The sequence below is a fragment of the Streptomyces sp. NBC_01233 genome, from assembly GCF_035989305.1.
GTDB lineage: Bacteria > Actinomycetota > Actinomycetes > Streptomycetales > Streptomycetaceae > Streptomyces.
Window position 1 is genome coordinate 6,070,589 of sequence record NZ_CP108514.1, and the last position, 22,346, is coordinate 6,092,934.

The 22,346-nt window shown below is 70.9% G+C and carries 20 protein-coding genes and 1 riboswitch; of the genes, 10 read left to right on the forward strand and 10 right to left on the reverse strand.

All coding sequences use genetic code 11. The features are described from left to right. Positions 1 to 120 precede the first annotated feature (120 nt). The 3 genes from OG332_RS29095 to def all read left to right on the forward strand — a co-directional run bounded on the left by OG332_RS29095 (position 121) and on the right by def (position 3,223). Positions 121 to 1,383: an HD-GYP domain-containing protein gene (locus OG332_RS29095; RefSeq protein ID WP_327416232.1), complete on the forward strand. Its 1,263-nt coding sequence runs from the start codon at positions 121 to 123 to the stop codon at positions 1,381 to 1,383. Positions 1,384 to 1,503: 120 nt separating this feature from the next. Next, a complete protein-coding gene (locus OG332_RS29100; RefSeq protein ID WP_327416233.1) occupies positions 1,504 to 2,505 on the forward strand; it encodes a tetratricopeptide repeat protein in 1,002 nt (333 codons plus the stop codon). Between the two features lie 82 nt (positions 2,506 to 2,587). Further along, positions 2,588 to 3,223 carry a peptide deformylase gene (def, locus tag OG332_RS29105; protein ID WP_319722992.1) on the forward strand — a complete coding sequence of 212 codons (636 nt, stop codon included), beginning with the start codon at positions 2,588 to 2,590 and terminating at the stop codon, positions 3,221 to 3,223. A 12-nt stretch (positions 3,224 to 3,235) separates the two neighbouring features. On the opposite strand, the gene OG332_RS29110 is transcribed toward def, so the two are convergent. Continuing rightward, the gene (locus tag OG332_RS29110) at positions 3,236 to 4,201 is read right to left on the reverse strand and encodes a helix-turn-helix domain-containing protein (protein WP_327416234.1); all 966 of its coding nucleotides are present in this window, start codon (positions 4,199 to 4,201) and stop codon (positions 3,236 to 3,238) included. Positions 4,202 to 4,282: 81 nt separating this feature from the next. Here OG332_RS29110 and OG332_RS29115 point away from each other — a divergent pair, with 81 nt between their 5' ends. Then, positions 4,283 to 4,507, forward strand: a complete 225-nt coding sequence (locus tag OG332_RS29115; protein WP_327416235.1) for a hypothetical protein — start codon at positions 4,283 to 4,285, stop codon at positions 4,505 to 4,507. A 119-nt stretch (positions 4,508 to 4,626) separates the two neighbouring features. Here OG332_RS29115 and OG332_RS29120 read toward each other — a convergent pair whose 3' ends face one another. The 6 genes from OG332_RS29120 to OG332_RS29145 all read right to left on the reverse strand — a co-directional run bounded on the left by OG332_RS29120 (position 4,627) and on the right by OG332_RS29145 (position 12,307). Continuing rightward, positions 4,627 to 5,643 carry a ribonucleotide-diphosphate reductase subunit beta gene (locus tag OG332_RS29120; protein ID WP_327416236.1) on the reverse strand — a complete coding sequence of 339 codons (1,017 nt, stop codon included), beginning with the start codon at positions 5,641 to 5,643 and terminating at the stop codon, positions 4,627 to 4,629. Further along, on the reverse strand, positions 5,643 to 8,030 hold the full coding sequence (locus OG332_RS29125; RefSeq protein WP_327416237.1) for a ribonucleoside-diphosphate reductase subunit alpha: 2,388 nt from the start codon (positions 8,028 to 8,030) through the stop codon (positions 5,643 to 5,645). The genes OG332_RS29120 and OG332_RS29125 overlap by 1 nt, the downstream gene beginning before the upstream one ends. 145 nt (positions 8,031 to 8,175) lie before the next feature. Further along, positions 8,176 to 8,307, reverse strand: a riboswitch (cobalamin riboswitch). A 41-nt stretch (positions 8,308 to 8,348) separates the two neighbouring features. Next, a complete protein-coding gene (locus tag OG332_RS29130) occupies positions 8,349 to 8,846 on the reverse strand; it encodes a GNAT family N-acetyltransferase (RefSeq protein WP_327416238.1) in 498 nt (165 codons plus the stop codon). Between the two features lie 66 nt (positions 8,847 to 8,912). After that, positions 8,913 to 9,161, reverse strand: coding sequence for a YbdD/YjiX family protein (locus OG332_RS29135; protein ID WP_327416239.1), 249 nt, complete (start codon positions 9,159 to 9,161; stop codon positions 8,913 to 8,915). Beyond that, complete coding sequence (locus tag OG332_RS29140) at positions 9,158 to 11,404, reverse strand: carbon starvation CstA family protein (RefSeq protein WP_442816227.1); 2,247 nt, start codon at positions 11,402 to 11,404, stop codon at positions 9,158 to 9,160. The genes OG332_RS29135 and OG332_RS29140 overlap by 4 nt, the downstream gene beginning before the upstream one ends. 138 nt (positions 11,405 to 11,542) lie before the next feature. Further along, entirely contained in the window at positions 11,543 to 12,307 is a 765-nt protein-coding gene (locus tag OG332_RS29145) for a GntR family transcriptional regulator (RefSeq protein ID WP_030709888.1), read from the reverse strand. 289 nt (positions 12,308 to 12,596) lie between these two features. Between OG332_RS29145 and OG332_RS29150 the strand changes: the two genes are divergently transcribed. The 5 genes from OG332_RS29150 (at position 12,597) to OG332_RS29170 (ending at position 18,892) form a co-directional block, all read left to right on the forward strand. Next, a complete protein-coding gene (locus OG332_RS29150; protein WP_327416241.1) occupies positions 12,597 to 13,880 on the forward strand; it encodes an extracellular solute-binding protein in 1,284 nt (427 codons plus the stop codon). Positions 13,881 to 14,006: 126 nt separating this feature from the next. Then, positions 14,007 to 15,026, forward strand: a complete 1,020-nt coding sequence (locus OG332_RS29155) for a carbohydrate ABC transporter permease (protein ID WP_327416242.1) — start codon at positions 14,007 to 14,009, stop codon at positions 15,024 to 15,026. After that, positions 15,023 to 15,901 (forward strand): carbohydrate ABC transporter permease, encoded by an 879-nt coding sequence (locus tag OG332_RS29160; RefSeq protein ID WP_266934342.1) that lies wholly within the window; start codon positions 15,023 to 15,025, stop codon positions 15,899 to 15,901. Before OG332_RS29155 ends, OG332_RS29160 begins: the two co-directional genes overlap by 4 nt. A gap of 8 nt (positions 15,902 to 15,909) precedes the next feature. After that, on the forward strand, positions 15,910 to 17,418 hold the full coding sequence (locus OG332_RS29165; protein ID WP_327416243.1) for a glycoside hydrolase family 3 protein: 1,509 nt from the start codon (positions 15,910 to 15,912) through the stop codon (positions 17,416 to 17,418). A gap of 280 nt (positions 17,419 to 17,698) precedes the next feature. Further along, on the forward strand, positions 17,699 to 18,892 hold the full coding sequence (locus OG332_RS29170) for an IS30 family transposase (protein ID WP_327419355.1): 1,194 nt from the start codon (positions 17,699 to 17,701) through the stop codon (positions 18,890 to 18,892). 59 nt (positions 18,893 to 18,951) lie between these two features. Here the strand turns inward: OG332_RS29170 and OG332_RS29175 are convergent, their stop codons facing one another. The 3 genes from OG332_RS29175 to OG332_RS29185 form a co-directional block, all read right to left on the reverse strand. Continuing rightward, on the reverse strand, positions 18,952 to 19,518 hold the full coding sequence (locus OG332_RS29175) for a hypothetical protein (RefSeq protein ID WP_327416244.1): 567 nt from the start codon (positions 19,516 to 19,518) through the stop codon (positions 18,952 to 18,954). Between the two features lie 47 nt (positions 19,519 to 19,565). Continuing rightward, positions 19,566 to 20,351 carry a glucosamine-6-phosphate deaminase gene (nagB, locus tag OG332_RS29180; RefSeq protein WP_327416245.1) on the reverse strand — a complete coding sequence of 262 codons (786 nt, stop codon included), beginning with the start codon at positions 20,349 to 20,351 and terminating at the stop codon, positions 19,566 to 19,568. Positions 20,352 to 20,548: 197 nt separating this feature from the next. Next, positions 20,549 to 21,310 (reverse strand): SDR family oxidoreductase, encoded by a 762-nt coding sequence (locus OG332_RS29185; RefSeq protein WP_327416246.1) that lies wholly within the window; start codon positions 21,308 to 21,310, stop codon positions 20,549 to 20,551. Between the two features lie 83 nt (positions 21,311 to 21,393). Between OG332_RS29185 and OG332_RS29190 the strand changes: the two genes are divergently transcribed. Beyond that, positions 21,394 to 21,990, forward strand: coding sequence for a TetR/AcrR family transcriptional regulator (locus tag OG332_RS29190; protein WP_327416247.1), 597 nt, complete (start codon positions 21,394 to 21,396; stop codon positions 21,988 to 21,990). Positions 21,991 to 22,346 lie beyond the last annotated feature (356 nt).

A 22,346-nucleotide genomic window follows, 5' to 3' on the forward strand; every position in this document is an offset into this window, starting at 1 on the left:
CGCGCTGCGCGCCCTGCCCGCGCAGGACGCGGCCCGCGCCGGGGGCGATAACCCCGGGAGCAAGGCTCCGCCCGCCGCCGGACGGCCCCGTCGCGACGCGGACGGCGCCGGGGCGGGCGGATGAGGGGCGCGGCCGTGTGGACGGTGCGGGGAGCCGCGGCCGTGCTCACCGTCGTCGCCCTCGGGCACACCCTGTGGAACGGTGTCGTCGAGCCCGGTGCCGCCCTGGCGTTCGGCGCGCTGATCGCCGTCGGCGAGCTCGCCCGCCGGGACCGGCGGGACGGCTCCGTCGACCGGCTGCCCGCGCCGCTCGGCTCCGCCGGGGCACTCGCCTACGCCCTGCTCGGCCAGAACGCGGGCCAGCCCACCTGCCACGGGGCGCTCCAGATCGTCGCGGTCGTCGTCGCGGCGGCCCTCGCCGGGATCGTCCCGCACATCGCCCGGGGCCGCGGCCCGGCCCTCGACCACCTGTCCCGCCGGGTGCTGACCGTCGGCTTCGCCGCCGTCTGTTTCCAGCCGCTCTACAACTCCGGCCGACTGGAGGAACGGGTGGGCCAGGGCCCGTACCTCGTCGTCTTCCTGCTCTGCCTCCTCGGCCTCACCGCCCTGTGCGACGCCGTCCTCGCGGCCGCGCTGGCCGGGGCCCGCACCGACTGGCCGTACGGCCCCCTGCTGCGCGCCGAGCTGCGCGCCCAGCTCGGCGTCGGCGCGGCGATCTGCGCCACCGGGGTCGTGATGGCGCTCGGTGCGGCCGTCGCGGGCCTGTGGGCCGTACCCGTCTTCAGCGTGCCCCTGCTGCTGACCCAGCTGTCCTTCCACCGGATCACCGCGGTCCGCACCACCTACCGCCAGACCATCACCTCCCTGGCCCGCGCCACCGAGATCGCCGGCTACACCCGGCCCGGCCACGCCCGCCGGGTCGCCGCCCTGAGCTGCGCCGTCGGCCGGGAGCTGGGTCTGTCGGAGCGGGAGCTCACGGTGCTGGAGTACGCCGCCCTGATGCACGACATCGGCCAGCTCTCGCTCGTCGACCCGGTCCCGGACGGGGCCACCGCCGGGCTGCCCGCCGCCGAGGCCCGCCGGATCGCCGGGCTGGGCGGGGAGGTGGCCCGGCAGACCGGGGTGCCGGCCGAGGTCGCCGTGGTGGTGGAGCGGCAGGCGGACCCGTACCGGCAGCAGCCCGTGCTGGCCCGCATCGTGCGTACGGTGAACGCGTACGACGACCTGGGCGGCGGGAGCCGTCACCCGGGCGGCTCACTGGCCGCCCTGGAGCAGCTCCGCCTGGGCACCGGGCACGATTACCAGCCGGAGGTCGTGGAGTGTCTGGCGAGGGTTCTGGCCAGGGGTGGACGTGACAGAGTTGTTCCTGTCCGACCGGGATAACCCATGGGTAATGAGCGGCCGTCCGAGTGGGCATGGTTGGATGCCAGTAAGAGTGTCCGCAAGGCTGCACCGTTGTCCCCCAGCCACCGCTGGGAGGGTGCCCCCAGGCAGGCGGGAATCGTGAGGATCTTCGGGAAGGTACGGCATCGGCCCTCCGCCTCGTGGCGGCAGGCCACCGACCGCGCGTTCACGCTGATCGGTGACGGGCGGTACGAGGACGCGGGCGCGCTCCTGACCAGAGCCGCGGATCTGGAGCCCTGGCTGTCCGAGTCCTGGTTCAATCTGGCCCTGCTGCACAAGTTCCGGCACGACTGGGAGCAGGCACGGTCCGCGGGACTGCGCGCCGTGGCCCTGCTGGACCGCGAGACCGGCGCCCCGGACTGGTGGAACGTCGGCATCGCCGCGACCGCGCTGCAGGACTGGCCGCTGGCCCGGCGCGCCTGGCAGGCGTACGGGCTGAAGGTGCCCGGCGACGCGCACGGTGCGGGCGGCAAGGGCAGTGGCGAACCGGTCGGCATGGAGCTCGGCAGCGCCGCCGTGCGGCTCTCGCCGGAGGGCGAGGCCGAGGTGGTCTGGGGCCGCCGGCTGGATCCGGCCCGGCTGGAGGTCCTGTCGATCCCGCTGCCCTCCTCGGGGCGGCGCTGGGGCGAGGTCGTGCTCCACGACGGGGTCCCGCACGGAGAGCGGGTCACCGCGGCCGGTCCCTCGTACCCCGTCTTCGACGAGATCGAGCTGTGGGCGCCGTCGCCGGTGCCGACCTGGGTGGTGCTGCTGGAGGCGGCCACCGAAGCGGACCGCGACGCGCTGGAGCAGCTGGCCTCGGACGCGGGCTTCGCCGCCGAGGACTGGTCCTCGTCGGTGCGGCTGCTGTGCCGGACCTGCTCGGAGAGCGAGATGCCCAGCGACGAGGGCGACGGCGAGCACCTGGATCCGCACGACCACAGCGAGCCGGGCCACCCCGGACCGCTGGGGCACCGTACGGCCGGCTCCGGCTCCCTGTGGGTGCCCGAGCGTGAATGCGGTATCGCGGCGCCGGCCGGACTGGTGCGCGGACTGCTCGACGGCTGGGTCGCGGACAGCCCGGGCACCCGTGAGTGGCGGGATCTCGAAGAAGTCTGCTGAGCCGGGCCGTAGGCTGTACGGGCACATCGGTGGCCATTGGCGACCACCGGTGACTTGGACTTACGGAAGGCGTACGGCGGACATGTCGCAGCAGGAGAACGAGGTTGTCGAGGTCGTGAACGACGGGTACGTAGTGGACACGGAGGACTGTGCGGAGCGCGAGCTCGCCCACCGTGAGCGCGGCACCGCCCGCCCGATCACCGTCGTCGGCAACCCGGTCCTGCACAGCGAGTGCAAGGACGTCACCGAGTTCGGCGACGAGCTGGCGCAGCTGATCGACGACATGTTCGCCAGCCAGAAGGCCGCCGAGGGCGTGGGCCTCGCCGCGAACCAGATCGGCGTGGACGCGAAGGTCTTCGTCTACGACTGCCCGGACGACGACGGTGTGCGGCACACCGGTGTCGTCGTCAACCCGAAGCTCGTCGAGCTGCCCGCGGGCACCCGGGTGCTGGACGACTCGAACGAGGGCTGCCTGTCGGTCCCGACGGCGTACGCCTCTCTCGCCCGCCCGGACTACGCCGAGGTCGAGGGCCAGGACGCCCAGGGCAACCCGATCAAGGTGCGGGGCACCGGCTACTTCGCCCGCTGCCTCCAGCACGAGACCGACCACCTGTACGGCTACCTCTACATCGACCGCCTCTCGAAGCGGGACCGCAAGGACGCCCTGCGGCAGATGGAAGAGGGCACCCCACGCTACGAGACCGTCCCGAACGCGTAGCCCCTCGGCCGGCTAGGCGGCCTGCGGGCCCCGGAAGGCGCGCCGGAAGGAATTCGGCGTGGTGCCCAGGGTCCGCAGGAAGTGGTGGCGCAGGGCGGCCGCGTTGCCGAAGCCGGCGCGGCCGGCGATCGAGTCCACCGTCTCGTCGGTCGACTCCAGCAGTTCCTGGGCCAGCAGGACCCGCTGCCGCAGCACCCACTTGTACGGGGTGGTGCCGGTCTCCTGGAGGAAGCGGCGGGCAAAGGTGCGCGGTGACATGTGTGCGCGCTCCGCGAGCTGCTCGACGGTGATCTCCTCCTCCAGGTGGCGGGCCATCCACTCGATCACCTCGCCCACGGTGTCGCAGGAGGTGCGCGGCAGCGGCCGCTCGATGTACTGGGCCTGCCCGCCGTCCCGGTGGGGCGGTACGACCATCCGCCGCGCGATGGTGTTGGCCACCTCGGCCCCGTGCTCCTGGCGGACGAGGTGCAGGCAGGCGTCGATGCCGGAGGCGGTGCCGGCGGACGTGATGACCGGTCCCGCGTCGACGTAGAGCACGTCCGGGTCGACCAGCGCCCGCGGGAAGCGCCGGGCCAGGGTCGCGGCGTGCATCCAGTGCGTGGTGCAGTGCCGGCCGTCCAGCAGCCCCGCCGCCCCGAGCACGTACGCGCCGCTGCACACGCTGACCACCCGCGCCCCCCGGTCCACCCCGCGGCGCAGCGCCTCCAGGAGCGGTTGCGGGAACGTACGGTCGCCCGCGTCGCGGAAGGCGGGCACGCAGATCAGGTCGGCGCTCTCCAGCCGCTCCAGCCCGTGTTCGGGGGAGACCGTGAAGCCGGTGCCGGACATGGCCAGGGGGCCTTCCTGCGCCGCGCACACGGCGAAGTCGTACACCGGCAGTCCGTGATCGCTGCGGTCGATTCCGAAGACTTCGCAGAAGATCCCGAACTCGAAGGGGGCGATCTCGTCGAGGAGGGCCACGGCCACGTTGGTCAGCATGCCTCCAGTGTGGCAGTAATTCGCTCTTTCATGACAGTCCTGCCACTGTGCGAGTTTTCCCCGCAGGAGGACAGTGGACTTATGAACACGTTCCTGAGCTACCTCACCGTCCTTGCCGTCGCCGCGCTGGTGCTCGCCCCCAGCCTGTACGGGCTCCTGCGCGACCGTCGGATCGACCGGCAACTGCGGGCCGTCGAGACCCGGCTCGTGTGGCTGCCGCGCCAGAAGGCGGGCGGCCTGCCGCCCACCGTCCGCCGGCCCCGCACCCGGCATGCCGGGATGCACTGGGGCCCCGTCGCCCACTGAGCCGGGGCGACCGTGCACACGGGCAGCCGGACCATCGGGCGCCGCAAACGCGAGAAGCCGGGACGCGGTGGTGTACCGCATCCCGGCTTCGCGGCGTTACCGCGTCCCGACCGGGGACCCTAGAAGTCCTCGTCCAGGTCGACCGTGCCCTCGACCGCGACCTGGTAGGCCGACGGACGGCGCTCGAAGAAGTTGGTCAGCTCCTGGACGCCCTGCAGCTCCATGAAGGAGAACGGGTTCTGCGAGCCGTACACCGGTGCGAAGCCGAGGCGGACCAGACGCTGGTCCGCGACGCACTCCAGGTACTCGCGCATCGACTCGGTGTTCATGCCCGGCAGACCGTCGCCGCACAGGTCGCGGCCGAACTGCAGCTCCGCCTCCACGGCCTCCTTGAGCATGTCGGTGACCTGCTGCTGGAGGGCGTCGTCGAAGAGCTCCGGCTCCTCCTTGCGGACCGTGTCCACGACCTCGAAGGCGAAGTTCATGTGCATGGTCTCGTCACGGAACACCCAGTTGGTGCCGGTGGCCAGGCCGTGCAGCAGGCCGCGCGAGCGGAACCAGTACACGTACGCGAAGGCGCCGTAGAAGAACAGGCCCTCGATGCACGCGGCGAAGCAGATTAGGTTCAGCAGGAAGCGGCGGCGGTCGGCCTTCGTCTCCAGCCGGTCCAGCTTCTCGACCTCGTTGATCCACTTGAAGCAGAACTGGGCCTTCTCGCGGATCGAGGGGATCTCCTCGACCGCGTCGAACGCGGCCGCCCGGTCGTCCGGATCGGGCAGGTAGGTGTCGAGCAGCGTCAGGTAGAACTGGACGTGCACGGCCTCTTCGAACAGCTGGCGCGACAGGTACAGGCGCGCCTCCGGGGAGTTGATGTGCTTGTAGAGCGTCAGCACCAGGTTGTTCGAGACGATCGAGTCACCCGTCGCGAAGAACGCGACCAGGCGGCCGATCATGTGCTGCTCGGCCGGCGTCAGCTTCGCGAGGTCCGCGACGTCCGAGTGGAGGTCGACCTCCTCCACGGTCCACGTGTTCTTGATCGCGTCCCGGTAGCGCTCGTAGAAGTCCGGGTAGCGCATCGGGCGGAGCGTGAGCTCGAAGCCCGGGTCCAGGAGGTTCTTCTTGTCGGTGGAGCTCATTACTGGCAGGCCTCGCAGGACTCGGGGTTCTCAAGGGAGCAGGCCAGAGCGTCGGCGTCGACGGCCTGCGGGAGCGGGGTGGCGGCGGCCGGGACGGCGGACGCGGACGCGGCGCGGGCGATCTTCGTCGCGGGGCGCGAGCGCAGGTAGTACGTGGTCTTCAGACCCTGCTTCCAGGCGTACGCGTACATCGAGCTGAGCTTGCCGATGGTGGGCGTCTCCAGGAACAGGTTCAGCGACTGCGACTGGTCCAGGAACGGCGTACGGGCCGCCGCCATGTCGATCAGGCCGCGCTGCGGGATCTCCCACGCCGTGCGGTACAGCTCGCGGACCTCCGCCGGGATCCAGCCGAAGCCCTGGACCGAGCCGGAGGAGTCGCGCAGCGCCTCGCGGGTCTGGGCGTCCCACACGCCGAGCGCCTTCAGCTCCTCCACCAGGTAGCCGTTCACCTGGAGGAACTCACCGCTGAGCGTCTCGCGCTTGAAGAGGTTGGAGACCTGCGGCTCGATGCACTCGTACACGCCGGCGATCGACGCGATGGTGGCCGTCGGGGCGATGGCGAGGAGCAGGGAGTTGCGCATGCCGCTCTCGGCGACGCGGGCGCGCAGCGCGTCCCAGCGCTCCGGCCAGTTCAGCTCCACGTCGTAGTGGTCCGGGTGCAGGACGCCGCGAGCGGTGCGGGTCTGCTCCCAGGCCGGCAGCGGGCCGCTGCGCTCGGCCAGGTCGCACGAGGCCTCGTACGCCGCGAGCATGATGCGCTCGGAGAGCTTGGTGGAGAGGGCCTTCGCCTCGGGGGAGTCGAAGGGGAGCTTCAGCTTGAAGAAGACGTCCTGGAGGCCCATCGCGCCCAGGCCCACCGGGCGCCAGCGGGCGTTGGAACGGCCGGCCTGCTCGGTCGGGTAGAAGTTGATGTCCACCACGCGGTCGAGGAAGGTCACGGCGGTGCGGACGGTTTCGTCCATCCGCTCCCAGTCGATCTCCCCGTCGACGACGAAGGCGCCGAGGTTGACCGAGCCGAGGTTGCAGACGGCCGTCTCGCCGTCGTTGGTGACCTCGATGATCTCGGTGCACAGGTTCGAGGAGTGCACGACCGTGCCCGGCTCGGCGGTCTGGTTCGCCGTGCGGTTGGAGGCGTCCTTGAAGGTCATCCAGCCCTGGCCGGTCTGCGCGAGGGTGCGCATCATCCGGCCGTACAGGTCGCGGGCGGGCATGGTCTTGCGGGCCAGGCCCTCCGCCTCGGCCTTGCGGTAGGCGGCGTCGAACTCGTCGCCCCACAGGTCGACCAGCTCGGGCACGTCGGCCGGGGAGAACAGCGACCACTCTGCGTCCGAGTTCACGCGGCGCATGAACTCGTCCGGGACCCAGTGGGCGAGGTTCAGGTTGTGCGTACGGCGCTGGTCCTCGCCGGTGTTGTCGCGGAGCTCCAGGAACTCCTCGATGTCCGCGTGCCAGGTCTCCAGGTAGACGGCGGCGGCGCCCTTGCGGCGGCCGCCCTGGTTCACGGCGGCGACGGAGGCGTCGAGGGTCTTCAGGAACGGCACGATGCCGTTGGAGTGGCCGTTGGTGCCGCGGATCAGGGAACCGCGGGCGCGGATGCGGGAGTAGGACAGGCCGATGCCGCCCGCGTGCTTCGACAGGCGCGCCACCTGGTGGTAGCGGTCGTAGATCGAGTCGAGCTCGTCCAGCGGGGAGTCCAGCAGGTAGCAGGAGGACATCTGCGGGTGCCGGGTGCCGGAGTTGAAGAGGGTGGGGGAGGAGGGCAGGTAGTCGAGGCGGCTCATCAGCCGGTACAGCGAGGCCACTTCCTCGACGGCCTGGACGCTCTCGTCCGCGGCGAGGCCACAGGCCACGCGCAGCATGAAGTACTGCGGGGTCTCGATGACCTGACGGGTGATCGGGTGCCGCAGCAGGTAGCGGCTGTGCAGGGTGCGCAGGCCGAAGAAGCCGAAGCGGTCGTCGGCGCCCTCGGCGAGGGTGTGCTCGACCAGCGCGTCCAGCCGGTTCGCGTGCGTGCGCACGAACTCGGCGGTGCGGTCGGCGATGAGGCCCTCGCGGTGGCCGACCTCGACCGAGGCCGAGAAGGAGGTGGAGCCCTGGCTCGCGGCCTCGTCGCGCACGGCCAGCGTCAGCAGCCGGGCGGCGAGCTTCGAGTACGCGGGGTCCTCGGAGATCAGACCGGCGGCGGCCTCGGTGGCGAGACCGCGCAGTTCGGCCTCGTCGGCGGCGGAGCTGCGGCCGCGGAGCGCGGCGGCGGCGACGCGCCCGGGGTCGGTGTCGGGGAGGTCCGCCGTAAGTTCGGTGAGGGTACGCAGCAGCGTGGCCCCCGGGCCCTCGGTGTTGTCGCCAGAAACGGACTCGGCGCGCGGTGCGGAAGGCGCGATGGTCACGGCGGGAGCTCTCCCTCGCTCGGCCCGGTCATCGGCGGAGCGGGGCGCGAGCGGGCGCATGCGGGCGTGGCAGCAACGCGTACACACCGCATGGCGTCCACCGGCCCAACCGCGAGGCCCGGACGTGTCGGCACCCGGTTCGGTCGAGCCGGGCGCGCTGTCGGCAGGTCATCGGACTTGGTGTCCGGTAGGCGGACACTTCATACCGTTGCGGGACAGTTCCGGATTCACACCGAATTCCCCTGCGGCGACAGCAGCCTTGAGCATACATGTGGGGGCGGCCGTCTGCGGCAACCCCCACATGTAGTGTCGGCGTGGCTACAGGTTGAGCCGATACGCGAGGAGTGTCAGGCCCGGGATCGGCGCCCAGTCCCGCTCGGGAACGCGTACGAAGCCCAGTCGCGCGTAGATCCGGTGGGCGCCGGTCATGCTGTGCTGGGTGGAGAGCACCATGCCGGACACGCCCTCGATCGCCCGCGCCCGCTCGATGCACGCCCGCACCAGAGCCTCGCCGGCGCCCCGGCCGCGCCCCTCGCGGGCCACGGCGAGCATCCGGAACTCGGCCTCGTCCGGGCCGGCGATGTCGGCGAGCGGGCTCCCGGGTGCGGCGAAGGTCACGCCGCCCAGGATCAGCCCGTCCCGCTCGGCGACGAGCACCTCGGCCAGGGCGGCCCGGCCGGCCACGTCGCGCAGCACGTTCAGGTAGCCGTCGTCCTCGTTGAAGTCCAGGTGCCCGTCGGCGAGGTAGGCCTGGGCGGTGATCTCGCCCAGTTCCGCGTACTCGGCAGGCTGCACAGGCCTGATCGTGATGTCCATGCGGTCGAGTGTGCCGGAGGCGCGCGAAGGGCCCCGCCGGGTTTCGGCGGGGCCCTCCGGTGTGACTCAGCAGCAGCGGAAGCCCTTGCGGGGGTCCGCCTCGCGCGCGTCCGTGCGCGCGCGTTCGAAGTCCCGGCGGGTCGGGACCGCCGCGTCCGGGTCGTGGGAGCGGGCGTGGGCGACGTACCGGTCGTACGCCGCCTCCCCGGAGAACTCCCGTACGTAGTACCGGGCCCGGGCCAGCGCGCCGCGCAGCCGCGGGAGGCCGCGGGGGCCGCCCGTGAGGCGGCTGAAGCCGCTCGTGGGGCCGCTCATGAGGACAGTGTCTCCTTGACCCGCCCGCCGCCCGAGTCGAGGCCCGCCGCGGCGAGCTCCGCCCGCTCCTCGGCGGTCGGGATCAGCCCGGCCGGGGCGACGATCTTCGACTCGGTCCACGGGACCTCGGTGAGGCTCACCGACTCCGGCTTGCGGACGGCCTTCAGGCAGGTGCGGGCCGCGTCCAGCAGCACGATGATGATCAGCAGGGCGAAGAGGGCCGACAGCACCCCGTCCACCGTGGCGTTGGTGACCACGGTGTGCATCTCGTCCATGTTCTTCGCGGGCTTGAGCACCTTCCCGGCGTCGATGCCCTCCTGGTAGGTGCTGCGCTGCGCGAAGAAGCCGATCTTCGGATTGTCGGAGAAGATCTTCTGGTAGCTGGCGGTGAGCGTCACGGCCACGTCCCACGCCAGCGGGACGCCCGTCACCCAGGCCCACTTGAGGCGGCCGGACTTGACCAGCAGGGTGGTGCAGACGGCCAGGGCGACCGCGGCGAGCAGCTGGTTCGCGATGCCGAAGAGCGGGAACAGCTGGTTGATGCCGCCCAGCGGGTCCTTGATGCCCACCCACAGGAAATAGCCCCAGGCGCCGACGACGATCGCGCTCGCCAGCCAGACGCCGGGCTTCCAGCTGACGTCCTTGAAGGACTTGTGCAGGTTGCCGAGGGTGTCCTGGAGCATGAACCGGCCGACGCGGGTGCCCGCGTCGAGGGTGGTGAGGATGAACAGCGCCTCGAACATGATGGCGAAGTGGTACCAGAAGGCCTTCATGCCGGCCCCGCCGATCACCGACGAGAAGATCTCCGACATTCCGAGTGCGAAGGTCGGCGCGCCGCCCGTACGGGACAGCAGGCTGGCCTCCTCCACGTCCTTCGCGGCCTGGGCCAGCGCCTCGGGGGAGATGGCGAAGCCGAAGTCGGTCACCGCCTGCGAGGCGGACTCGACCGTGGTGCCGATGACCCCGCCGGGGGAGTTCACCGCGAAGAAGAGGCCGGGCTCGATGATGCAGGCCGCGATGATCGCCATGACGGCGACGAAGGACTCGGTCAGCATCGCGCCGTAGCCGATGACCCGGACCTGGGTCTCCTTCTGGATCATCTTCGGGGTGGTGCCCGAGGCGACCAGCGAGTGGAAGCCGGACAGGGCGCCGCAGGCGATGGTGATGAAGACGAAGGGGAACATCGAGCCGGCGAAGACCGGGCCGTCGCCGCGCGAGGCGAAGTCCGTGACCGAGGGCATCTTCAGCATCGGCATCGCGATGACCACGCCCAGCGCCAGCAGTGCGATGGTGCCGATCTTCATGAAGGTGGAGAGGTAGTCGCGGGGCGCGAGCAGCATCCACACCGGCAGCACCGACGTGATGAAGCCGTAGGCGACCATCCAGATGACCAGCGTCTCCTTCTCCAGCGTGAAGGTGTCCGCGAAGGAGGACTCGGCGACCCAGCCGCCCGCGACGATGGCCACCAGGAGCAGGGCGACACCGATGGAGGAGACCTCGGTGACCCGGCCCGGCCGCAGCACGCGCAGGTAGAAGCCCATGAAGAGGGCGATCGGGATCGTCATGCCGATGGAGAAGACGCCCCAGGGGGAGTGCGCCAGGGCGTTGACGATGACCAGCGCGAGCACCGCCAGCAGGATGATCATGATGGCGAACACGGCGACCAGGGCGGCGGCTCCGCCCACGGGGCCGATCTCGTCCCGGGCCATCTGGCCGAGCGAGCGGCCGTCGCGCCGGGTGGAGAAGAACAGCGTGATCATGTCCTGCACGGCGCCGGCGAAGATGACGCCCGCGACGATCCAGATGGTGCCCGGCAGGTAGCCCATCTGCGCGGCGAGCACCGGTCCGACGAGCGGGCCGGCGCCGGCGACGGCGGCGAAGTGGTGGCCGAAGAGGACCCGGCGGTCGGTGGGATGGAAGTCGACACCGTTGTCAAGGCGTTCGGCGGGGGTGGCCCGCGTCTTGTCCACCTTGAGCACGCGGTGTGCGATGAAGCGCGCGTAGAAGCGGTAGCCGATGGCGTACGAGCCCAGCGCGGCGGCGAGCAGCCAGGCGGCCGAGATCTCCTCGCCGCGCGAGAGCGCCAGCACGCCCCAGCCGATGGCGCCGACGAGTCCGACGAGCACCCACACGGCGATGGACTTCGGAGAAGGCGAGCCCGGTGTGGTGTCCGGACTCGCCGTGTTCCGTTCTGTCCCTGTTGCTTCCGGTTCAGGCATGACCCTCGTCCCCTCGTCGATCATCTGCGTAAGCGCAGGGAATCTACGGGGGATTGCCCGGTGAACGTAAGACCCCGTCCGTATTCCGGTATTCCGCTTGCCGGTATAGGGGGACGGCCGCCGGAGGGCTGTCGGACCGGCGCCGGACGGCGGCGCCGGCCGTCAGACGGCGGGGCGCTTGAGCCGGGCGACGAACTTGTACCGGTCGCCGCGGTACACCGACCGCACCCACTCCACCGGTTCCCCGTCGGCGTCCAGGGAGTGCCGCGACAGCATCAGCATCGGCAGGCCGACGTCGGTGCCGAGCAGTCCGGCCTCGCGCGGGGTGGCCAGTGAGGTCTCGATCGTCTCCTCGGCCTCGGCCAGGTGGACGTCGTAGACCTCGGCGAGGGCCGTGTAGAGGGAGGTGTACTTGGCGAGCGAACGGCGCAGGGCCGGGAAGCGCTTGGCCGACAGGTGCGTCGTCTCGATGGCCATCGGCTCTCCGCTGGCCAGGCGCAGCCGCTCGATGCGCAGCACCCGTCCGCCGGTGGTGATCTTGAGCAGTCCGGCGAGGGTGTCGTCGGCGGTCACGTAGCCGATGTCGAGGAGCTGGGAGGTCGGTTCCAGTCCCTGGGCCCGCATGTCCTCGGTGTACGAGGTGAGTTGGAGCGCCTGGGAGACCTTGGGCTTGGCGACGAAGGTGCCTTTGCCCTGGATCCGCTCCAGTCGCCCTTCTACGACCAGTTCCTGGAGGGCCTGCCGGACGGTGGTCCGCGAGGTGTCGAATTCGGCCGCGAGCGTGCGTTCCGGCGGCACCGGGGTGCCGGGTGGCAGCGTCTCGGTCATGTCGAGCAAGTGCCGCTTGAGTCGGTAGTACTTGGGAACACGTGCCGTGCGGGTTGCTGCCCCGCCGTCCGGCTCCGTGGTCGCCCCTTCGGTGGCCATCGCCGCCCGCCTTCCCGACTCCAGTTTCGCTGCCGTCACCGGCTCCTCCGATATGTGCGGTCACATCGTGACACGAGTGGGGGGACAGGCCTTCTCTCTCCCCAGGTGTCGGTCCGATAACGGACCGGGCACCCGCTCATTAGACCCTTGACACCCCTAAAGGTCTAGGCCAAGCTCCAGCTACTGGTCTAAACCAATATGGATCAGATCCCGGCCCCACGGCAGTACTTCGCGTATGTCACCGCGGCGGGCGAGGGAAGTGCAGGCAGGCATCCCTGAGGAGGGTGGCGTGAAGCGCAAGCTCATCGCGGCGGTCAGTGTCGCGGGCATGATGGTCGGAGTCGCGGCGTGCGGCAACGGCGGCGACGACAAGGCGAAGACCGACGCGGGTGGCGCCAAGGAGATCACCGTCTGGGTGATGGACGGCTCCGCTCCCAAGGCCTGGATCGACGAGGTCAACAAGGAGTTCTCGGCCAAGCACCCCGGTGTCACGGTCAAGGTCGAAGAGCAGAAGTGGACCGGCATCCAGGAGAAGGTCACCACGGCCCTCTCCGAGAACAACCCGCCGGACGTCCTCGAGCTCGGCAACACGCAGACCGCCGGCTACGCGGTCACCGGCGGGCTCGCCGACCTGACGAAGGACAAGGCCAAGCTCGGCGCCGACGCCTGGCAGAAGAGCATGCTCGCCTCGGCCGAGATCGACGGCAAGCTCTACTCCGCTCCGTGGTACGCCGCCAACCGCGTCGTCATCTACGACAAGAAGGCCTACGAGAAGGCCGGCGTCACCCCGCCGAAGACCCGCGACGAGTGGATCGCCGGTCTGGAGAAGCTGAAGGCGGCCGACCCGGCCTCGCAGCCGATCTACCTGCCCGGCCAGAGCTGGTACGTCCTCGCTGGCTTCGTCTGGGACGAGGGCGGCGACCTCGCCGTCAAGGACGGCGCCAAGTGGAAGGGCGGACTGGGCACCCCGCAGGCCGCTTCCGCCGTGGAGTTCTACAAGAAGCTCCAGTCCTTCTCCACCGCCCCCAAGGACAAGGACGAGGCCAACCCGCAGCAGTCCACCGACATCGTCCCCAAGGGCGGCGTCGCCTCCTGGATCGGTCTCGGCTGGGAGGCCGGCGGTGCCGAGAAGGCCCTGAAGGACGCGGGCAAGGAGGCCGACTTCGGCTACTTCCCGATCCCGGGCAAGACCGCTGACAAGACCAGCACCGTCTTCCTCGGCGGCTCGAACCTCGCGGTCGCCGAGCGCTCCAAGAACAAGGAGCTCGCCAAGGAGTGGCTGGCCCTCGCCGCAGGCAAGGACCAGATGACCAAGTACGCCGCCGAGACCAAGGGCGCCCTGCTGCCGAACCAGGCCGGCGCGAACTTCACCCCGGCCGCCGGTTCCTTCGCCGAGGCCATGGGCAAGGCCGGCGTCAACGGCAAGATCACTCCGGTCACCGCGGGCTGGGCGAACGTCGAGACCGAGCCGAACCCCATCAAGGAGTTCATGACCAAGGTCCTGAACGGTGAGGACGCCGCCAAGGCGGGCGCGGACGCGGACAAGGAAATCGCGAGCCGCATCAACAAGTAGTCCCACCCCGCAGTTCCCGCACCACCCAGCAGTGTGATCGCACCGGGGGCACGGCAGGCGCCACGCCGCCTGCCGTGCCCCCGGTCGCGCATTTGACTCCACAGTCAACCGCGAGGAAGCCACGCCATGACCGTGCACTCCCAGGGAGCGATGACCGCCGCTCCACAGGACGCACCACAGAAGTCCGCCGGACGGCCCCAGAAGTCCGCGTCCCCGACCGCTCCCGGTCCCACGTCTCCTCGCGGGGGCAGAAAGTCGCTCCCCTCGGGGTGGCTGCCCTACCTGCTGGTCGCGCCGGCGGTGCTCGCCCTCGCGACACTGCTGCTGTACCCGCTGATCAAGAACGTGATCCTGTCCTTCCAGGACATCAACAAGATCGAGTTCATCCAGCGGAAGTACCCCTTCGCGGGGTTCTCCAACTACACCGAGCTGATCGGTGACGCGGACTTCTGGACCGTGGTCGTCCGCAGCTTCGCCTTCACCGCGGCCAACGTCGTACTGATCATGGTGCTCGGCAGCCTCATCGGCATCCTGCTGAACCGGCTCGGCAAGAAGATGCGGCTGGTCCTGTCGATGGCGCTGGTGATGGCCTGGGCCATGCCGATCGTCGCCTCCGTACAGGTCTTCAAGTGGCTGTTCGACGAGCAGTTCGGCGTCATGAACTGGGTGATGCGCACCGCCGGCTTCGCCGGATACGAGCAGCACAACTGGATGCAGACGGGCCTCTCGACCCTGACGATCGTCACCGTCCTGGTGGTCTGGGGCTCCATCCCCTTCGTCGCCCTCAACATGTACGCCGGACTGACCACGGTCGGCGCCGAGCTGTACGAGGCCGCCCGGATGGACGGCGCCAGCGGCTGGCAGACCTTCTGGAAGATCGTCTTCCCGAACCTCAAGCCGTTCTTCCTCATCACCACGTTCCTCGAGGTGATCTGGGTGTTCAAGGCCTTCACCCAGGTCTACGCGATGAACAAGGGCGGCCCCGACCGCGCCTCCGAGATCCTCCCGGTCTTCGCCTACGTCGAGGGCCAGAGCCAGGCCCACTACGGCCTCGCCGCCGCGATCTCCGTCCTGACGATCCTGATCCTCGTCGTCGTCATGTCCTTCTACTTCCGCCTGATCCTGAAGCAGGAGGAGGAGCAGTGAGCAGCACCACCACCACCGCGCCGAAGCCCGCGCAGCAGCTCCGCAAGCGCCGGCCGGTCCGCCCCGCAGCCGTCGCCAAGAACCTCGGCGCGCTCCTCCTCGCCCTGGTCTTCGTCTTCCCCGTGTACTGGATGTTCTCCTCGGCCCTCAAGCCGTCGAGCCAGATGCTCACGAAGGACCCGGTCTTCGTCTTCACCCCGACGCTCGACAACTTCACCAAGGCCACCGGGGTCTCCAACTTCTGGACGTACGTCACCAACAGCGTCCTGGTCACCGTCGGCGCCGTCGCGCTGGCCCTGCTCGTCGCCCTCGCCGCGAGCTTCGCCATCGCCCGGATGAGGTTCAAGGGCCGCAAGGGCCTCGTCCTCACCGTGATGATGGCCCAGATGGCCCCCTGGGAGGTCATGGTCATCGCGATGTACATGATCGCCCGCGACGGCGAGATGCTGAACAGCCTCCCGCTGCTCACCGCGATCTACTTCGTGATGATCCTCCCCTTCACCATCTGGACCCTGCGCGGCTTCATCGCCGCCGTCCCGGTGACCCTGGAGGAGGCGGCCCAGATCGACGGCTGCACCCGCGGCCAGGCCTTCCGCAAGGTGATCTTCCCGCTGCTGGCCCCCGGCCTGATGTCCACCTCGCTCTTCGGCTTCATCACGGCCTGGAACGAGTTCGCCATGGTCCTGATCCTGAACAAGGACAAGAGCGCGCAGACCCTGCCGCTGTGGCTGACCGAGTTCATGTCGGCCTTCGGCAACGACTGGGGCGCCACCATGGCCGCGTCCTCGCTCTTCGCGGTCCCGGTCCTGCTCATCTTCATCTTCCTCCAGCGCAAGGCCGTCGGCGGCATGACCGCCGGCGCCGTGAAGGGATAACGGCCGCCATGACTGTCCTTGCGCACCGCACCGACACGGTCACGAGGGACGCCCTCGCGGTCCTCCAGCCCGGCTTCGAGGGCACCACGGCCCCGGCCTGGCTGCTCCGCCGGGTCGGCGAAGGCCTCACCGCGGTCGGCCTGTTCGGCCGCAACATCGCCTCGCCCGAACAGCTCGCCGCGCTGACCGCGCAGCTGCGCACCGAGCGGGACGACGTCCTGGTCGCCATCGACGAGGAGGGCGGCGACGTCACCCGCCTCGAGGTCCGCGGCGGCTCGTCCTTCCCCGGCAACCTGGCCCTCGGCGCCGTCGACGACACCGGCCTCACCCGGGACGTCGCCCGCGAGCTGGGCCGCCGCCTCGCCGAGTGCGGGGTCAACCTCAACTGGGCCCCGTCCGCGGACGTCAACTCCAACCCGGACAACCCCGTCATCGGCGTACGGTCCTTCGGCGCCGACACCGAGCTCGCCGCCCGGCACACCGCCGCCTACGTCGAGGGCCTCCAGGCCGCCGGCGTCGCCGCGTGCACCAAGCACTTCCCGGGCCACGGCGACACCAACGTCGACTCGCACCACGCCCTGCCGCGCATCGACGTGGACCTGGACACCCTCCAGGCCCGCGAGCTCGTCCCCTTCAAGGCGGCCATCGAGGCCGGTACCAAGGCCGTGATGAGCGCGCACATCCTGGTGCCCGCCCTCGACCCGACCCGCCCGGCCACGCTCAGCCCGCAGGTCCTGACCGGCCTGCTGCGCAAGGAGCTCGGCTACGAGGGCCTCATCGTCACCGACGGCATGGAGATGAACGCCATCGCCGGGACGTACGGGATCGAGCGCGGCTCGGTCCTCGCCATCGCGGCGGGCGCCGACGCCATCTGCGTCGGCGGCGGACTCGCCGACGAAGCCACCGTCCTGCGGCTGCGCGACGCGCTGGTCGCGGCCGTCCGCGAGGGCGCGCTCCCCGAAGAGCGCCTCGCCGACGCCGCCGCCCGGGTCCGCGCGCTCGCCGCATGGACCCTCCCCCAGACTCCGTCCGGGGGGACCCCCATGGCCCGGCCGGACGCGCGGCCGGAGGGGAGCCGCGCGTCCGGTATCGGCCTGACGGCGGCCCGCCGCGCCCTGGCCGTCACCGGCTCGGCGAGCCCGGTCCGCAACCCGTACGTCGCGACCCTGACCCCGGTGGCGAACATCGCGGTGGGCGACGAGACCCCTTGGGGCGTGGCGGGCGAACTGGCCGCACTGGTACCCGGAACCGCCTCGGGCCGCTACCCGGAAGGCGCCGCGGCCGCGGACATCCTGGCGGCGGCGGGGGACCGTACCGTCGTCGCGGTGGTCCGCGACGCGCACCGCCACCCGTGGATGACCGAGGCCCTGGACGCACTGGTCGCGGCCCGCCCGGACACGGTCGTGGTCGAGATGGGCCTGCCGCAGGCCGCTCCGCGCGGAGCCCTGCACATCGCCACGCACGGCGCCTCGCGCGTCTGCGGCCGTGCCGCCGCCGAGGTCATCGCAGGGGTGTGACCCGGTCCGAGCGCGCACCACGGTGCCCCCGGCCCTCGGCGGGTTCTAATGATCCACGCAACACCCTGGAGTTCAGGGAGTTGCGGGGATCGTGGATTTCGAGGTGCTGAAGGCGAGGTTCTTCGAGGCGCTGGACAGGGAGAACGGCAGCATCACTGCTGCGGCTCGTGCAGTCGGAGTGAACCGCAACACGGCGTTCGGGTGGGCACGCCGGGCCGGAGTCCGTGGTCGCGGCAAGCCTCGCAGGCCCGGCCACCCCGGTCGGGCGGAGTACGAGCGGCTGCGTGCTGCGGGAGTCCGGCGCCGTGATGCCGCCGCGCAGGCCGGCGTCCATGAGCGCACCGCTGAGGACTGGGACCGCGGTATCCGGCAGATCGGCCACTCGCGCCTGCATCCTGACGGGCGCCGCATCGACTACAAGACCGGTGTGACCACCATCGCCGCCACCTCTTCAAGGTCGTCCCTCGCAACGGTCGAGGCCGAACTGCACCCCAGGTTTCTCACGGTGACCGAGCGAGAGCTGATCGCTGATCTGCACCGTGAAGGCCGGTCGCTGCGCGCGATCGGACGGGCACTGGGCCGACCGGCGTCCACGATCAAGCGCGAGATCGACGCCCGGTCGGTCGATGGCGTCTACCGGCCGCACCGGGCCCAGCGGGCATGGGCGAGGAGCCGGTCGCGCCCCAAGGACTCCAAGCTCGCCCAGGACGGCCCGCTCCGCCGGTTCGTCGCGGAAAAGCTGCAGGAACAGTGGTCACCCGAGCAGATCTGCCACGCTCTGGTCATCGAGTTCCCCGACGACGAGAGCATGCGCGTGAGCCCGGAAACGATCTACCAGGCGGTCTACGTCCAGGCCCGTGGCGGACTGCGCCGCGAAGTCGCGGCCGCGCTGCGCACCGGGCGCACTCGCCGCAAGCCGCACCGCAGCCCGGACCAGCGCACGCGCCGGTTCGTCGACGAGATGGTGATGATCTCCGAGCGTCCTGCCGAGGTCGAGGACCGGGCAGTGCCCGGTCACTGGGAGGGCGATCTGATCGTCGGCCCCCGCAGCGAGAGCGCGATCGTCACCCTGGTCGAGCGCTCCACCCGCTACGTCATGCTGGGGCATCTGCCCGGCGGGCATACGGCCGAGGAGGTCCGCGACGTGCTGGTGCCCTTGATCCAGACCCTGCCCGGGCACCTGCGCGGCTCGCTGACCTGGGACCAGGGCTGCGAGATGGCCGCGCACAAGCAGTTCACCGTGGCCACAGGCGTGCCGGTCTACTTCTGCGACCCGCACTCACCCTGGCAGCGCGGATCGAACGAGAACACCAACGGCCTGCTACGGCAGTACTTCCCCAAGAGCACCGACCTGTCCGTGCACAGCCCCGAAGACCTCGAACACGTCGCCCAGCAACTCAACGGCCGGCCCCGCAAAACGCTCGGCTGGAAAACCCCAGCCGAGCGCCTGCGTGATCTACTGACGAGCACGTAGACCGTCAGGTGTTGCGAGGACCCCAAGAATCCGCCCTCAGGGCCGGGGGCACCGCTGTGTCAGGGCATCTCCCAGAAGGTCGGCCTGGTCCGGAAGCCGGGCCGGCCCTCGTCGTCGCTCACGCTCGTGACCTCCGTCATCGCGAGCTTGTTCTGCTTGGTGATGCCGCACAGGACCAGACCCGGCACGATCTGCCTCCTCACCTGGGCGGCGTCCAGCTTGGGGGACAGGGCGTTGGCGCCCGCCGCCATCCGGCAGCGCTCCGGCGAGGTGTCCTCGCTCGGCCCCATGGACGATTGGAAGAGCAGCTCGTGGCTGTCCCTGACCCCGCCGAGGTGCGCGTACACGATCTCCGTCTGGCCGACGTCGGAGCCGAGCGGCATGGCCTTGGGGGTGTCCAGGTCGAACCGGGTGTACCCGGTGGAGGGGTAGCGCAGCGCGAAGGCCTCGCCCTGGACGAGGGCCCTGTAGCTGCCGGGGCGGGGCTCGCCGGCGCGTGGCGCGGCGGGGCCGGGCAGGGCCCCGTGCCACCGCGGGCGGGCGAGCCGACGTGCCGGGCGGACGTGCCGCCGCGGGCGGGCGGGGTGGCCGACGGCGGCGTCGGCACGGCAGGGCCGGGCCCCCATGGCGGAGGGGCCCGGCCCTGGCGGCCCCGGGGCCGTGGCCCCGCTGCTTACAGACCCTGCCAGGCGGGCTTGTTGGCGTACGTGTGCCGGAAGTAGTCCGCCAGCTTCAGCTTCGACGCGGCGGCCTCGTCCACGACGACGGTCGCGTGCCGGTGCAGCTGCAGCGCGGACGCCGGGACCAGCGCGGACAGCGGGCCCTCGACGGTCTGCGCGACCGCCTCGGCCTTGCCCTCGCCGGTGGCCAGGAGCACCAGGTGGCGGGCGTCGAGGATGGTGCCGATGCCCTGGGTGATGACGTGGTGCGGCACCTGGGCCAGGTCGTCGTCGAAGAAGCGCGCGTTGTCCACGCGGGTCTGCTCCGTCAGCGTCTTGATGCGGGTGCGGGAGGCGAGGGAGGAGCACGGCTCGTTGAAGCCGATGTGGCCGTCCGTGCCGATGCCGAGCAGCTGGAGGTCGACGCCGCCGGCCTCGGCGAGGGCCCGGTCGTATGCCTCGCACGCGCCGACGAGGTCCTGCGCCGAGCCGTCGGGGCCCATGAAGGAGGCCTCGGACAGGCCGAGGGGCGCGACGACCTCGCGCAGCACGACGGCGCGGTAGGACTCCGGGTGCCCGGCCGGCAGGCCGACGTACTCGTCGAGCTGGCAGATGCGGGCCTCGGAGGCGTCGACCTGACCGGCCTTGACCTTGGCGGCGAGGGCTTCGTAGATGGGCAGCGGGGTAGAGCCGGTCGCCACGCCGAGCAGGGCGTCGGGCTTGCGGCGCACCAGGGCGGCCATGGCCTCCGCGATGAGCTCGCCGCCTGCCTTGGCGTCCGGGACGATGACAACTTCCACGCGGGGCCTGCCGATCTGGAGTGGTGGTGTGGTATAGACCAATCTAGCAGAGGCCGGCGCGGTCGGCGGGGGTCTCGTCGATATCCATGGTGGTCCGGATCCGGGCGCCCGGCCCGCCGGACGACCGCCCGGCGGACCGCGGTGCGACGGGCCCGACGGAACCCCGGAGAGGCGGGTCGCGCTCCCGGAGGACACCCCTAGATCAGCGAGAGCTGCAGCCCGCCCGTCGCGTCGAGGTGCTGGCCCGTGACCCAGCGGGAGTCGGTCGAGGCCAGGAAGGCCACCACGTCCGCGACCTCCTCCGCCGTGCCCACCCGGTGGAAGACGGAGCGGGCGGCCAGGTGGGCCCGGGTCGCCGGGTCCGCGAGCAGGCCCGCGTTCAGGTCCGTCTCGATGATTCCCGGGCCCACCGAGTTCACGGTGATCCCGCGCGGAGCCAGCTCGGCGGCGAGCGAGCGGGTCATCGCGTTCGCCGCGCCCTTCGCCATGACCGTCGCCAGGATCGCCGGCAGGGCGATCTCGGGGGTGCCGGTCACGTTCACGATCCGGCCCCCGTCCCGCAGCCGCGTCAGCCCGTGCTTGATCACGAAGAACGGCGCCTTGGCGTTGAGGGCGTGAGCGCGGTCGTACGCCTCCTCGTCCGTCCCCTCGATCCCCGCGAAGGTCACCCCGCCCGCATTGTTGACCAGGATGTCCACGCCCTCGGCGTGTGCGGGGTGGGCCTCGTACGCGGCCCACAGGGCCTGTGCGTCGCCGGGGACCCCGAGTTCGGCCCCGATGGCGAAGGCCCGCCCTCCGGCGGCCCCGATCGCCGCCACCGTCTCCTTCGCCGCCGCCTCGTTGTGCCCGTAGTGGACGGCGACCAGCGCCCCGTCCCGCGCCAGCCGCTCGGCCACGGCCCGCCCGATGCCCCGGCTGCCGCCCGTGACCAGTGCCGTCTTTCCCTTGAGCACGCCCATGACGCGCCCCCCTCCGAAATCGATAGTGGTCGCTACAGAAAGGACCGTATCAGATTCCCTAGCGCCCGCTATAGAATGCGGCCATGGTGACCGGACAGCGCGGCAGACCCCGTTCCTTCGACCGCGACGCCGCCCTCGACAAGGCGATGACCGCCTTCTGGGAGCGCGGTTACGAGGCGACCTCCATCTCCGACCTGACCGCACTGCTCGGCATCAGCGCGCCCAGCCTGTACGCGGCCTTCGGCGACAAGCGCAAGCTCTTCGACGAGGTCGTGACCGTGTACGGGGGCCGGTACGGGGACTTCGCGAGCGTGGCGCTCGCCGAGGAGCCCACCGCCCGGGCCGCCGTCGAACGCATCCTGCGCGAGGCGGCCGAGGTCTACACCGACCCGGCCCACCCGCGCGGCTGCATGGTGATCAGCGCCGCGATCAACACCACCGCGGACGAGGTGGCGGCGGCCCTGCGTGACCGGCGCAACGCCAACCTGGAGATGTTCGAGAGTCGGATCCGGGCCGACGTGGCCACCGGGGTGCTGCCCGCGGACACGGACGCACGGGCGCTGGCCCGGTACGCCGGGGCCGTGCTCCAGGGGATGTCCCAGCAATCACGTGACGGGGCGAGCCGCGGTGAGCTGGAGGCGGTCGCGGCGCGGGCCCTGCTGGCCTGGCCGCCGGCGTAGTCGCCGACCGGGGCCTCCGGCCCGGAAATCCGCCCGAAAATTCCTCTGGGCCACGGTGCAGGACGGGACCCTCAGCCCATCCGGCACCGTAGCCCGGAGTACTTACGGCCGACAGGTGTGCGGTTCCCGACGGCCGGTGGGAGGTGCCTGCGCGGTCAGGGCAGAGCGCGCGGCTTACCTCGATCCGTCCTCCTGTGCGGGGAGGGCGGAAGTTTAGTCAATTGTGGACTAGACCATTCTGTTCTGTCCATCCAAGGACGGGACATATAAACCCGTCGCTTCCTCCAACAGTACGCGGCCCGCGGCCCTCCTGGATACTCCTGAGTACCGTCGTGGGGAAAGTCATCGCGCGTACC

Bases quoted from the DNA above. Each gene is read 5' to 3' on its own strand.
- OG332_RS29095 (WP_327416232.1), top strand. From the start codon at position 121: ATGAGGGGCGCGGCCGTGTGGACGGTGCGGGGAGCCGCGGCCGTGCTC.
- def (WP_319722992.1), top strand. From the start codon at position 2,588: ATGTCGCAGCAGGAGAACGAGGTTGTCGAGGTCGTGAACGACGGGTAC.
- OG332_RS29110 (WP_327416234.1), bottom strand. From the start codon at position 4,201: ATGCTGACCAACGTGGCCGTGGCCCTCCTCGACGAGATCGCCCCCTTC.
- OG332_RS29115 (WP_327416235.1), top strand. From the start codon at position 4,283: ATGAACACGTTCCTGAGCTACCTCACCGTCCTTGCCGTCGCCGCGCTG.
- OG332_RS29120 (WP_327416236.1), bottom strand. From the start codon at position 5,643: ATGAGCTCCACCGACAAGAAGAACCTCCTGGACCCGGGCTTCGAGCTC.
- OG332_RS29130 (WP_327416238.1), bottom strand. From the start codon at position 8,846: ATGGACATCACGATCAGGCCTGTGCAGCCTGCCGAGTACGCGGAACTG.
- OG332_RS29135 (WP_327416239.1), bottom strand. From the start codon at position 9,161: ATGAGCGGCCCCACGAGCGGCTTCAGCCGCCTCACGGGCGGCCCCCGC.
- OG332_RS29140 (WP_442816227.1), bottom strand. From the start codon at position 11,404: ATGATCGACGAGGGGACGAGGGTCATGCCTGAACCGGAAGCAACAGGG.
- OG332_RS29145 (WP_030709888.1), bottom strand. From the start codon at position 12,307: ATGGCCACCGAAGGGGCGACCACGGAGCCGGACGGCGGGGCAGCAACC.
- OG332_RS29155 (WP_327416242.1), top strand. From the start codon at position 14,007: ATGACCGTGCACTCCCAGGGAGCGATGACCGCCGCTCCACAGGACGCA.
- OG332_RS29165 (WP_327416243.1), top strand. From the start codon at position 15,910: ATGACTGTCCTTGCGCACCGCACCGACACGGTCACGAGGGACGCCCTC.
- OG332_RS29175 (WP_327416244.1), bottom strand. From the start codon at position 19,518: ATGGGGGCCCGGCCCTGCCGTGCCGACGCCGCCGTCGGCCACCCCGCC.
- OG332_RS29185 (WP_327416246.1), bottom strand. From the start codon at position 21,310: ATGGGCGTGCTCAAGGGAAAGACGGCACTGGTCACGGGCGGCAGCCGG.
- OG332_RS29190 (WP_327416247.1), top strand. From the start codon at position 21,394: ATGGTGACCGGACAGCGCGGCAGACCCCGTTCCTTCGACCGCGACGCC.